Source organism: Streptomyces sp. NPDC057877 (assembly GCF_042796855.1).
GTDB lineage: Bacteria > Actinomycetota > Actinomycetes > Streptomycetales > Streptomycetaceae > Streptomyces.
The window spans coordinates 531,152-544,108 of sequence record NZ_JBHVMS010000003.1; the positions used below are offsets into that span (position 1 = coordinate 531,152).

The window sequence follows — 12,957 nt, forward strand, 5'->3', positions numbered from 1 at the left end:
GCTCTGCGGTGTACGTCCCGCGCGCTGACTCCTGAAGATTAGCGCACGACCGGGGCAGTCCCAAAATCGATAGTCGCCGGGCCTCACTCGTCCTCGGCGAGGGTCAGCTCCACGCCGCCGACGAAGCCGGCGGAGAGGTTGTAGATGAACGCGCCGAGGGTCGCGAGGGCCGTCGCGAGGACGACATCGATGACCGCGATGATGGCCGTGAACATCAGGACGTTGGGCAGCGACAGGAAGGCCTGGAGGTCGAAGCCGTTGGATTCGTTGGAGCCGGTGGCCTCGGAGATCGTGCCGCCGACCGTCGAGAAGACCCCCATGGCGTCCATGACCATCCACAGCACGGCCGAGGCGACGATCGTGCAGATGCCCAGGGCGATGGAGAGCAGGAAGCTCACCTTCATCACCGACCACGGGTCGGCCTTGGCCACCCGCAGCCGCGCCTTGCGGACGCGCGGAGTGGTGCGCGCGCCGGTGCGCGGGCGGCGCACGCCCCCGGGGGCCGCAGGGGCTGCCGGGGCTCCGGCGACCGCTGTCTGCGCACCCTGCGCGCCACCGCCCTGCGGGGCGTAGGCCTGCGGCGGGTGGTAAGGCCCGGCGGGCTGCTGCGGCTGCCGCTCTCCGGGGAGCGGAGAAGCCGTCTGCTGGGACGCGGCCGGCGGCTGCGTCTGGCCGCCGGGGGCGGCCGGGCCCGCTCCAGCGGCGTACTGCTGGGTCTGCGGACCTCGGGTGTCCGTCACAGTTCCCCCCTGGGATCCATGCGTCTGTTGTGCGTACGAGGATGATGCCGACTCGCTGTCACGCGTGGCGGTGCCACGGGCGCCGCCGTCCGTCTCCGTGCCGGTCGTAGAACCGGTGGACGTTCCGGTCGATCCGGCGCCCGTGGCTCCGCTCACGCTGACTCACTCCTCGTGCTACTCGGCCGGGGGCACCTCGCCCTCGTCCGTGCCGGTGGTCTCGGGCACGTCGGTGGTCTCGTCGACGGCCACGTCACCGTCGACCTCCTCCGCCTCGCGTCCCGCCTCGGCGTTGCGTGCGATGCCGACGACGGCATCACGCTTGCCCAGATTGATCAGTTGGACGCCCATGGTGTCACGGCCCGTCTCCCTGACCTCGTTGACTCGCGTACGAATCACACCGCCGCCCAGCGTGATGGCGAGGATCTCGTCGGTCTCCTCGACCACCAGCGCGCCGACGAGCGATCCACGGTCCTCGACGATCTTGGCGGCCTTGATGCCGAGGCCGCCGCGACCCTGGACGCGGTACTCGTCGACAGCGGTCCGCTTCGCGTACCCACCGTCGGTAGCAGTGAACACGAACGTACCGGGTCGAACAACATTCATCGAGAGCAGCTCGTCGCCCTCGCGGAAACTCATGCCCTTGACGCCCGAGGTCGCACGGCCCATGGGGCGCAGCGTGTCGTCCGTCGCGGTGAACCTGATCGACTGTGCCTTTCGGCTGATCAGAAGCAGATCGTCATCAGGCGAGACGAGTTCGGCTCCGATCAGTTCGTCGTCGGTTCCGTCCTCCCGCTCCCGCAGATTGATCGCGATCACGCCACCGGAACGCGGCGAATCGTAATCCTTCAGCGGCGTCTTCTTGACCAGGCCCGCCTTCGTGGCGAGCACCAGGTACGGCGCCGCCTCGTAGTCGCGGATCGCAAGGATCTCGGCGATCGCCTCGTCCGGCTGGAAGGCCAGCAGGTTGGCGACGTGCTGGCCGCGCGCGTCCCGTCCGGCGTCGGGCAGCTCGTAGGCCTTGGCGCGGTAGACGCGGCCCTTGTTGGTGAAGAACAGCAGCCAGTGGTGGGTCGTGGAGACGAAGAAGTGGTCGACGATGTCGTCTTCCTTCAGCTTCGCACCGCGTACGCCCTTGCCGCCGCGCTTCTGCGCCCGGTAGTCGTCCGTCTTGGTGCGCTTGACGTAGCCCCCGCGCGTGACGGTGACGACGATGTCCTCCTCGGCGATGAGGTCCTCGATGGACATGTCACCGTCGTAGGGGATCAGCTGCGTCTTGCGGTCGTCGCCGAACTTCTCCACGATCGCCGCCAGCTCCGCGCTGACGATGCCGCGCTGGCGGACCGGGGAGGCCAGGATCTCGTTGTACTCGGTGATCTTGGCCTGAAGCTCGTCGTGCTCCTGGACGATCTTCTGGCGCTCCAGGGCGGCCAGTCGGCGCAGCTGCATCTCGAGGATGGCGTTGGCCTGGATCTCGTCGATCTCCAGGAGGCTCATCAGGCCGCCGCGGGCGATCTCGACCGTGTCACTGCGCCGGATCAGCGCGATGACCTCGTCAATGGCGTCCAGGGCCTTCAGCAGGCCGCGCAGGATGTGCGCCCGCTCCTCCGCCTTGCGCAGCCTGAAGCGCGTACGGCGGACGATGACCTCGATCTGGTGCGTCACCCAGTGGCGGATGAACGCGTCCAGGGAGAGCGTGCGCGGGACGCCGTCGACCAGGGCCAGCATGTTGGCGCCGAAGTTGGTCTGGAGGTCCGTGTGCTTGTACAGGTTGTTCAGTACGACCTTGGCGACCGCGTCCCGCTTCAGGACGATGACGAGGCGCTGGCCCGTGCGGGACGACGTCTCGTCGCGGACGTCGGCGATGCCGCCGACCTTGCCGTCCTTCACCAGGTCGGCGATCTTCTGCGCGAGGTTGTCGGGGTTCACCTGGTACGGCAGCTCCGTCACCACCAGGCACTGGCGGTTCTGGATCTCCTCGACCTCGACGACCGCGCGCATGGTGATCGAGCCACGGCCGGTGCGGTAGGCCTCCTCGATGCCCTTGCGGCCTACGGCGAGCGCGCCGGTGGGGAAGTCCGGACCCTTGATGCGCTCGATGAGCGCGTCCAGCAGCTCCTCGTGGGAGGCTTCGGGGTTCTCCAGGTACCACTGGGCGCCCGCGGCCACCTCGCGGAGGTTGTGCGGCGGGATGTTGGTGGCCATGCCGACCGCGATGCCCGCCGAGCCGTTGATCAGCAGGTTCGGGAAGCGGGAGGGCAGGACGGTCGGCTCCTGGGAGCGGCCGTCGTAGTTGTCCGTGAAGTCGACGGTCTCCTCGTCGATGTCGCGGACCATCTCCATCGACAGCGGCGCCATCTTGCACTCGGTGTAGCGCATGGCCGCCGCCGGGTCGTTGCCCGGCGAGCCGAAGTTGCCGTTGGAGTCCACCAGCGGCATCCGCATCGACCACGGCTGCGCGAGGCGGACCAGCGCGTCGTAGATCGAGGAGTCGCCGTGCGGGTGGTAGTTGCCCATGACGTCGCCGACCACACGGGCGCACTTGTAGAAGCCGCGCTCGGGGCGGTAGCCGCCGTCGTACATCGCGTACAGGACGCGGCGGTGGACGGGCTTGAGGCCGTCACGGACGTCCGGCAGCGCGCGCGAGACGATGACGGACATCGCGTAGTCGAGGTAGGAGCGCTGCATCTCCGTTTCGAGCCCGACGGGCTCGACGCGCATGCCCAGGGCGTCACCCTCGGTCGTCGTCACGGGAGTGTTCTCGTCGGTCATTGCTGGTGAAGGTCCTTCCTGGTGCGGTCAGCTGAGACCGACTCAGATGTCGAGGAAGCGGACGTCCTTGGCGTTGCGCTGGATGAACTGGCGGCGGGCCTCGACGTCCTCGCCCATCAGGACCGAGAACAGCTCGTCGGCCTGGGCGGCGTCGTCGAGGGTGACCTGGCCGAGGACGCGGTGCTCCTGGTCCATCGTGGTGATGCGCAGCTCCTCGGCGTTCATCTCGCCGAGACCCTTGAAGCGCTGCACCGAGTCCTCCCTGATGCGCTTGCCGGCCTGGCGGCCCAGCTCGATCAGGGCGTCACGCTCACGGTCGGAGTACGCGTACTCGAAGTCGTCCTTGCCCCACTTGATCTTGTAGAGCGGGGGACGGGAGAGGAACACGTGCCCGGCCTCGACCAGCGGCCGCATGAAGCGGAACAGGAAGGTCAGCAGCAGGGTGTTGATGTGCTGGCCGTCGACGTCGGCGTCCGCCATCAGGATGATCTTGTGATAGCGGAGCTTCTCGATGTCGAAGTCCTCGTGCACGCCGGTGCCGAAGGCGGAGATCAGCGCCTGGATCTCCTGGTTCTGCAGGATCTTGTCGATCCGCGCCTTCTCGACGTTGAGGATCTTGCCGCGGATGGGCAGGATCGCCTGGTACTCCGGGTTGCGGCCGGACTTGGCCGAGCCGCCGGCGGAGTCACCCTCGACGATGAAGATCTCGCACTTGCTGGGGTCGTTCGACTGGCAGTCGGAGAGCTTGCCCGGCAGGGACGCCGTCTCCAGCAGCCCCTTGCGGCGGGTCAGGTCGCGGGCCTTGCGGGCCGCCACGCGCGCGGTGGCCGCCTGGATGCCCTTGCGGACGATGTCCGCGGCCTCGTTGGGGTTGCGGTCCAGCCAGTCGTTGAGGTGCTCGTAGACCGCCTTCTGCACGAAGGTCTTGGCCTCCGTGTTGCCCAGCTTGGTCTTCGTCTGGCCCTCGAACTGCGGTTCGCTCAGCTTCACCGAGATGATCGCCGTCAGGCCCTCGCGGATGTCGTCACCCGTGAGGTTGTCGTCCTTCTCGCGGAGCAGCTTCTTGTCGCGCGCGTACTTGTTGATCAGGTTGGTGAGCGCCGCGCGGAAGCCCTCTTCGTGGGTACCGCCCTCATGCGTGTGGATGATGTTGGCGAAGGAGTACACGCCCTCGCTGTAGCCGCTGTTCCACTGCATGGCGACTTCGAGGGAGAGGGCCTTGTCCTTGTCCTCGGCCTCGAGGTCGATCACCGACGGGTGCACCACTTCGCCCTTGCGGGAGTTGAGGTACTTCACGAAGTCGACGATGCCGCCCTCGTAGTGGTAGGTGACGGCCTTCGCTTCCTGCTTCTCGTCCGCACCCGCCTCGTCCGCCCCGGCCGTGGCCCTGGCCGACTCGCGCTCGTCGGTGAGTTTGATCGTCAAACCCTTGTTGAGGAACGCCATCTCCTGGAAGCGCCGCGAGAGCGTCTCGAAGGAGTATTCGGTGGTCTCGAAGATGTCGCCGTCGGCCCAGAAGGTGACCGACGTCCCCGTCTCCTCGGTGGCCTCGTGCTGGGCGAGCGGCGCCGTGGGGACACCCATCTTGTAGTCCTGCGTCCAGCGGTGGCCGTCGGTCCTGACCTCTACGGCGACCTTCGAGGACAGCGCGTTCACGACGGAGACGCCCACGCCGTGCAGACCACCGGAGACCGCGTAGCCGCCACCGCCGAACTTGCCGCCCGCGTGCAGCACGGTCAGCACGACCTCCAGGGCGGGCTTGCCCTCGGACGGGACGATGCCCACCGGGATGCCACGGCCGTTGTCGACGACGCGCACGCCGCCGTCGGGGAGGATCGTCACCTCGATGGTGTCCGCGTGGCCGGCCAGCGCCTCGTCGACGGAGTTGTCGACCACCTCGTACACGAGGTGGTGCAGTCCCCGCTCACCGGTGGAGCCGATGTACATACCGGGTCGCTTGCGGACCGCGTCCAGACCCTCGAGGACGGTGATGGCGCTGGCGTCGTACGAAGCCGTGACCTCGCCGTTCGAGGCGATGGCCGCGGCGGGGACGCCGGCGTCGGTGGACGGGATGTTCTCGTTGGGGTTGCCGGAATCGGCCACGAAGCGCCCTTTCTGGCACAGCACGAGCCGGGCTCGTCGGCGGGTTGCCGGAGCGGCTGCGGCATGTTGCGGTGGTAAGCCTTGATCAGCGTTGCTCAGCTTTTCCCGGACGGTCCCCACGTTCGGGGCGGGATTGTCTTCCAGTCTACCGGTAGCACTGACAGTGATGGGGGTTTGCCGGTACCTGAGTCCTCATGTGCCGCCCTAAATGACGCTCGCCCGACTCCCGATATGTGGATGGGGGCTCCAAGAGGCTCACAGAGGCACTCAGCGCTTCGAGGTGTCAACCCTTCGCTACTCAAGGGTCAGGTCGCGATTCGCAACTGTGTGCGCCCGTGCGCGCCGCGTCGTCCGCCGGGACATAACGGGCGTCCGCGGGACATGCCGAGAACACCCGCGTGACTTTCGTCACCCGGGTCTCACCAGCGCATCAGCCGTACGTGTCGCCGGGCCCAGTGCTCCCGGGAGCGCGCAGCGGGCCGTAGCGGCGGGCGGGGCCGCCGGGGCCGAGGACCTTGATCTGCCGCACCGCGCCGTGCCCGAGATCCTCGTTCAGCCGGGCGACCAGCGTCGGCGCCAGCAGCCGCAGGTTCGTCGCCCAGGCCGTGGAGTCGCAGCGCACGACCAGGACGCGCTCGTCCTCGTCGTACCGCTCGGGCACGCAGTGCTTGGCCACGTCCTCGCCGACGATCTGCGGCCAGCGCCCCATGACCCCGCCGACCGCCGCCGGAGCCTCCCAGCCGCGCTCGGTGATCAGCCGGTTGATCGCCGAACCGAGCGCCATCGGATCACGGCCGTCGGCGCGCGCGCCGGAGCGCAGCCCGCCCCGACGCGCCTGTTTGCGCTGCCGTACCGCGTCTCCACGCGCGCGTGCCTGCTCCCGCGCCGCGCGCAGCGCCACGCGCGCGAGGTCGACGCCCGAGGGCGCCTCCCTGCCGGGCCCCGCCGCGGCGGGGGTGCCGTCCGCCGGTGTGTTCTCGCTCATACGCGCTCCACCACCCCGCCGGACACCGCGTACCGCGCGCCGCTCAGCACCTGCGGTACGTCGTCGTCGACCGCGGCCGTCACCAGCACCTGCTCACCGGGCGCCACCAGCTCCGCCAGCCGCTCCCGGCGCCGGGAGTCCAGCTCGGCGAACACGTCGTCGAGGACCAGCACCGGCTCGTTGCCCTCGGCGCGCAGCAGGTCGTAGGAGGCAAGCCGCAGCGCCAGCGCGTACGACCAGGACTCGCCGTGCGAGGCGTACCCCTTCGCGGGCAGCTCACCGAGCTTGAGGAGCAGGTCGTCCCGGTGCGGACCCACCAGGGTGACGCCCCGCTCGATCTCCTGCTTGCGGACCTCGGCGAGCGCCGCCGTCAGCTGCTCGTACAGCGCCTCGCGCGTGTGCGCCTCGCCCGGCGCCGACGGCTTGTACTCCAGGGTCACGGGTCCGCCGCCGGGCGCCAGTTGCTCGTACGCCTTGTCGGCCAGCGGCTGGATCGCCGCGATCAGGTCGAGCCGCTGGGCGAGCAGTTCGGCGCCCACGCGCGCGAGGTGCTGGTCCCAGACGTCGAGGGTGGACAGGTCCATCGAGCGGCCACCGTGGCGGCGGGCCAGCGCGGCGGACTTCAGCAGGGTGTTGCGCTGCTTGAGGACCCGGTCGTAGTCCGAGCGCACCCCGGCCATCCGCGGGGAGCGGGCGGTGATCAGCTCGTCCAGGAAGCGGCGCCGCTCCCCGGGGTCGCCCTTGACCAGGGAGAGATCCTCCGGCGCGAACAGCACGGTGCGTACGATGCCCAGGACGTCACGGGGTCTGACCTGCGAGGACCGGTTGATGCGGGCGCGGTTGGCGCGGCCGGGGTTCAGCTCCAGCTCGATCAGCTGCTGGCGTTCGCCCTGCCGCACCTGCGCCCGGATCACCGCGCGCTCGCTGCCCATGCGGACCAGCGGGGCGTCGGAGGAGACGCGGTGGCTGCCGAGGGTGGCGAGATAGCCGACCGCCTCGACGAGGTTCGTCTTGCCCTGTCCGTTCGGGCCGACGAAGGCCGTGACGCCCGGGTCGAGCGGGACCTCGACCCGGGCGTAGGAGCGGAAGTCGGCCAGCGACAGATGCGTGACGTGCATGGTCGTTCGCCGACCTCCCCCGGCGTAGCGTTCCCGGGTTTCCCCGGGTCCTGGGCTGCAGGCTCCGGGTTTCCCCAGCCTGTGGATTACTTCTTCTCGACCGCGTGGCCGCCGAACTGGTTCCGCAGCGCCGCGATCATCTTCATCTGCGGAGAGTCCTCCTGCCGCGAGGCGAACCGCGCGAAGAGGGACGCCGTGATCGCGGGCAGCGGCACGGCGTTGTCGATGGCGGCCTCCACGGTCCACCGGCCCTCGCCGGAGTCCTGTGCGAAACCGCGCAGCTTCTCCAGGTGCTCGTCCTCGTCGAGGGCGTTCACGGCCAGGTCGAGCAGCCAGGAGCGGATGACCGTGCCCTCCTGCCAGGAGCGGAAGACCTCCCGGACGTCGGTCACCGAGTCGACCTTCTCCAGCAGCTCCCAGCCCTCGGCGTAGGCCTGCATCATCGCGTACTCGATGCCGTTGTGGACCATCTTCGCGAAGTGGCCCGCGCCGACCTTGCCCGCGTGCACGGACCCGAAGTCGCCCTCGGGCTTCAGCGCGTCGAAGACCGGCTGCACCTTCGCCACGTTCTCCGCGTCGCCGCCGTACATCAGGGCGTAGCCGTTCTCCAGGCCCCAGACGCCGCCGGAGACGCCGCAGTCGACGAAGCCGATGCCCTTGGCGGCCAGCTCCTCGGCGTGCTTCTCGTCGTCCGTCCAGCGGGAGTTGCCGCCGTCCACGACGACGTCACCGGGCTCCAAAAGCTCCGCGAGCTGGTCGATCGTGGTCTGGGTGGGCTCGCCCGCCGGGACCATCACCCAGACCACGCGCGGGCCGCTGAGCTTGCCCACAAGCTCTTCCAGGCTGTGGACATCGGCGAGATCCGCGTTGCGGTCGTAGCCGAGGACGGTGTGGCCCGCGCGGCGGATCCGCTCGCGCATGTTGCCGCCCATCTTGCCGAGGCCGACGAGACCAAGCTCCATCAGTTGTGCTTCCTTAGGTTCACGAGGTGGCGTTACGGCCGTCCGCGCCGCGGGATTCCGGGCCCGCGGCACATTCGTACCTGCGTCCGAGCCTAAACCCGGACGCTCGCGCACACCTGTGGGCATACGCGCTCATACGTACACCCCACCTGCGGCTTCCCGCGGAGCGCTCGGTCAGCCGCTCAGCCGGACCGGCATGATCAGGTACTTGTAGGCGTCGTCCGCCTCCGCGTCCACCGCGGGCTTGCCGCTGAGCAGCGCGGGCTTGGTGGACGTCGTGAAGGACAGCTGCGCCACCGGCGAGTCGATCGCGCTCAGGCCGTCCAGCAGGAACGTCGGGTTGAAGGCGATCGAGATGTCATCGCCCTCCAGCTGGGCGTCGACCCTTTCCACAGCCTGTGCGTCGTCGCTGGAACCGGCCTCCAGGATGAGCACGCCCTGCTCGAAGCTGAGCCGGACCGGGGTGTTGCGCTCGGCGACCAGGGCCACGCGCTTGACGGCCTCCACGAAGGGGGCGGTCTCGATCACGGCGACGCTGTTGAACTCCGTCGGGAACAGCGTGCGGTACTTCGGGAGGTCGCCCTCCAGCAGCCGGGTCGTCGTCCGGCGGCCCGCGCCCTCGAAGCCGATGAGGCCCTCGCCCGCGCCCGAGCCGGACAGCGCCAGCATCACGCTGTCGCCGCTGGTGAGCGCCTTGGCGGTGTCCAGGAGCGTCTTGGCGGGCACCAGGGCGACCGCGGAGGCGTCGGGGTTCTCCGGCTTCCACAGGAACTCGCGGACCGCGAAGCGGTAGCGGTCGGTGGAGGCCAGCGTGACGGTGTCGCCCTCGATCTCGATGCGCACACCGGTCAGGACGGGCAGCGTGTCGTCACGGCCCGCGGCGATGGCGACCTGCTGCACGGCGGAGGCGAAGACCTCGCCCGGGACGGTGCCCGTGGCGTTCGGCATCTGCGGCAGCGCGGGGTACTCCTCCACAGGCAGGGTGTGGAGGGTGAAGCGGGAGGAGCCGCAGACCACCGTCGCCCGTACACCGTCTGTGGAAATCTCCACCGGCCGGTTGGGGAGGGCGCGCGAGATGTCCGCCAGCAGACGGCCGGAGACGAGGACCGTGCCCTCCTCCTCGACCTCCGCCTCGACGCTCACCCGCGCGGAGACCTCGTAGTCGAAGCTGGACAGGCTCAGCTGGCCGTCCTCGGCCTTGAGGAGCAGGCCGGCGAGCACAGGCGCCGGCGGACGGGCCGGGAGGCTGCGCGCCGCCCAGGCCACTGCCTCCGCGAGTACGTCGCGTTCCACCCGGATCTTCACGGTTAGCCGCCTCCTGCTGTTGCCGGCGCTTCTCGCCCTGCTTCGCTTCGTCGTCTGTCTCGGTGTCGTGGGTCCCTGTGACGGGAAGGACACCGGGGAACAGTCTGACGCACGGCACTGACAGTAGGTGCCTCTCGGGGTCAAGTCGTGACGAGGGGCAGCCGGGCACCGAAGGGCGAGTTGTGCACAGGACCCGCTTCGAAACGAATTCCCCGCTCTAACTGGTTGGGAGTAGTAGTAGGGCCTGTGGATACCGTGGATAACTTCGTTTTCCCAGCTCAGAGCGGGAATTTTGTCCACCGGCCCTGTGGGCGGAGGCGGTGGACAACCGGGCCCTTCTGTGGAGAACAGAAAGTTCTGCACACCCCGTGCACAGGTTGGGGCGAGTTCTCCCCAGCGCCGTCCCCAGCTTTACCCATCTTTCCCACAGCCCAACCAGGCACCTTTGTGTGACGCGCTTCACTCGACGCGGTGACGAGGTGCGTCGTGTTGCCGAACAGTGGACAGAGCTGTGGAGAAACCGGGGATCGCTGGGGACAATCGGCCTCAGCCTGTGGGTTGCCCGTGGACAACTCGGTGCACAGGCTGTGGATCACTTCTTCGTCCACAGGTTGTGGAGATCCTTCGTCCACGGATCCACAGGGACCTGACCTGGTCTGATGGTCTTTCAACAGGCCTGCCTGTGGACACGATCTGGACAACTTCGCAGTCCCCAGGATGTGGACGACAGAAAGTCGCCGAATCTGTGGAGAGTGGCCGTAACCCGGCAGGTAATCGAACAGCGGGTGGCGCGCCGTCGACGAGCGCCGGGACGGCCGGAACGGCGAAGGGCGCCCCCGGATGTCCTCCGAGGGCGCCCTGGACGCCGTATGAGCGGCTCTGTGAGCCGTTGTGGGTCAGCCGTTCTTGATGCGGTTCGTCAGCTCGGTCACCTGGTTGTAGATCGAGCGGCGCTCGGCCATCAGATTGCGGATCTTGCGGTCGGCGTGCATCACCGTCGTATGGTCCCGGCCGCCGAACAGGGCGCCGATCTTGGGCAGCGACAGGTCCGTCAGCTCACGGCACAGGTACATGGCGATCTGGCGGGCCGTGACGAGCTGGCGCCCGCGCGAGCTGCCGCACAGGTCCTCGACCGTGAGGCCGAAGTAGTCGGCCGTGGCGCTCATGATGGCCGTCGACGTGATCTCCGGCGTCGCGTCCTCGCCGCCGGGGATCAGGTCCTTGAGGACGATCTCCGTCAGACCGAGGTCCACCGGCTGCCGGTTGAGCGACGCGAACGCCGTCACCCGGATCAGCGCGCCCTCCAGCTCGCGGATGTTGCGCGAGATCCGGGAGGCGATGAACTCCAGCACCTCCGGCGGGGCGTTGAGCTGCTCCTGCACCGCCTTCTTGCGCAGGATCGCGATGCGCGTCTCCAGCTCGGGCGGCTGGACGTCGGTGATCAGGCCCCACTCGAAACGGTTCCGCAGCCGGTCCTCCAGCGTGACCAGCTGCTTCGGCGGCCGGTCGCTGGAGAGCACGATCTGCTTGTTGGCGTTGTGGAGCGTGTTGAAGGTGTGGAAGAACTCCTCCTGCGTCGACTCCTTGTCCGCCAGGAACTGGATGTCGTCGACGAGCAGGATGTCCATCTCGCGGTAGCGCTTGCGGAAGCTGTCGCCCTTGCCGTCGCGGATGGAGTTGATGAACTCGTTGGTGAACTCCTCCGAGCTGACGTACCGCACGCGCGTGCCGGGGTACAGGCTCCGCGCGTAGTGCCCGATCGCGTGCAGCAGATGCGTTTTGCCGAGCCCCGACTCCCCGTAGATGAACAGGGGGTTGTACGCCTTCGCGGGCGCCTCGGCGACGGCGACCGCCGCCGCGTGTGCGAAGCGGTTCGAGGCGCCGATGACGAACGTGTCGAAGAGGTACTTCGGGTTCAGCCGTGCCGTCGGCTCACCGGGGCCGGACGCGGGCGCGGGTTGCGCGGCCAGCGGGCCGGGGGCGCCGCTGGAGGCGGGCAGCTGGGAGCCGACCGGGCCGCCGCGGTGCACATGCCCCGAACCGGCGGGCGGCTCCGGCCGCTCACGACGGCCGTCGCGCTGGTCGTAGTCGCCGCGTGACGGCTCGTACTCGCCGCGCTGCTGGTCGTAGGAGGGGCGGTCCACAGGCTGTGGGCGGTAGTCCTGGGAGCCGTAGGCGTCCTGTGAGCCGTATGAGTCCGGTGGTCCGTACGACTCCTGCGGCGGCGACGCGTACGGGTCCCGCTCCGGGAAGCCCAGGCGCTGCTGCTGCCAGCCGTAGTCGTCCTGGCCCTGGCGGGGCCAGCCACCGGGCTCGGGGCGCTGGTACTCGGACGGGTAGGCCGGGCGGGCGGTGGGCAGCTGGTCACCGGGGCGCTGGTCGGCGCGGTGACGGCCGTAGCCGTTGTCGTACGGGGCGGAGGGCAGCTCCGGCTCCTCGTAGCGCGACTGCGGCGGGGGGGACTGCGATGTCGGCGGGGCCGGGGGCTCGCCCGCGGAGTCGTCGACGGTGATCGCGATCCGGATGGGACGGCCGCACTCCCGGCTCAGGGTCTCGCTGACGATCGGTGCGAGACGGCCCTCCAGTACGCCTTTCGCGAATTCGTTCGGTACGGCGAGCAGAGCGGTGTCCGCGACCAGCGCCAGCGGCTGACAGCGCCGGATCCAGTGCTCGTCCTTGGCCTCGACCCCCTGCCCGCGGCCCTCGCCGAGAAGCTGATCCAGTACTCGCGGCCACACTGCGGCAAGATCGGCGGGTACGTCAGCCACAGGGCACGCTCTCTCATAGATCCCACGAACGTGTGGTTCGTCGGACGGGTCGGGATGTAAATCGGGTGGGGTGGGGACAAGGGAACGAATCGGAGTTCAGCCAAGGTAGTCAGGGCGACGGGTGCGGTTCAAGTTGTTGTCCCCAGCCTGTGGATAGTGTCTCCCGCTGACCCCTGGTTTGACCGAATGGCGCAGCCGCGCGTACCG

Annotated in this window: 8 protein-coding genes; all 8 read right to left on the bottom strand. The window is 68.9% G+C overall.

Annotated elements, in window-relative coordinates; genetic code table 11:
* Nucleotides 1-83: 83 nt before the first annotated feature.
* Nucleotides 84-896 (bottom strand): DUF3566 domain-containing protein, encoded by an 813-nt coding sequence (locus tag ACFVQG_RS10210; RefSeq protein WP_383379026.1) that lies wholly within the window; start codon nt 894-896, stop codon nt 84-86.
* Between the two features lie 18 nt (nt 897-914).
* Nucleotides 915-3,509, bottom strand: coding sequence for a DNA gyrase subunit A (gene gyrA / locus ACFVQG_RS10215; RefSeq protein ID WP_383379029.1), 2,595 nt, complete (start codon nt 3,507-3,509; stop codon nt 915-917).
* A 42-nt stretch (nt 3,510-3,551) separates the two neighbouring features.
* Complete coding sequence (gene gyrB / locus ACFVQG_RS10220; protein ID WP_383379031.1) at nt 3,552-5,612, bottom strand: DNA topoisomerase (ATP-hydrolyzing) subunit B; 2,061 nt, start codon at nt 5,610-5,612, stop codon at nt 3,552-3,554.
* Nucleotides 5,613-6,042: 430 nt separating this feature from the next.
* Nucleotides 6,043-6,597, bottom strand: a complete 555-nt coding sequence (locus ACFVQG_RS10225) for a DUF721 domain-containing protein (protein WP_383379034.1) — start codon at nt 6,595-6,597, stop codon at nt 6,043-6,045.
* Nucleotides 6,594-7,715, bottom strand: a complete 1,122-nt coding sequence (gene recF / locus ACFVQG_RS10230; RefSeq protein WP_383379036.1) for a DNA replication/repair protein RecF — start codon at nt 7,713-7,715, stop codon at nt 6,594-6,596. The genes ACFVQG_RS10225 and recF overlap by 4 nt, the downstream gene beginning before the upstream one ends.
* An 86-nt stretch (nt 7,716-7,801) precedes the next feature.
* On the bottom strand, nt 7,802-8,677 hold the full coding sequence (gnd, locus tag ACFVQG_RS10235) for a phosphogluconate dehydrogenase (NAD(+)-dependent, decarboxylating) (RefSeq protein ID WP_383379039.1): 876 nt from the start codon (nt 8,675-8,677) through the stop codon (nt 7,802-7,804).
* Between the two features lie 174 nt (nt 8,678-8,851).
* Nucleotides 8,852-9,982: a DNA polymerase III subunit beta gene (gene dnaN, locus ACFVQG_RS10240; protein ID WP_383379042.1), complete on the bottom strand. Its 1,131-nt coding sequence runs from the start codon at nt 9,980-9,982 to the stop codon at nt 8,852-8,854.
* Between the two features lie 896 nt (nt 9,983-10,878).
* Nucleotides 10,879-12,750, bottom strand: a complete 1,872-nt coding sequence (gene dnaA, locus ACFVQG_RS10245; protein ID WP_383379044.1) for a chromosomal replication initiator protein DnaA — start codon at nt 12,748-12,750, stop codon at nt 10,879-10,881.
* Nucleotides 12,751-12,957: the final 207 nt, after the last annotated feature.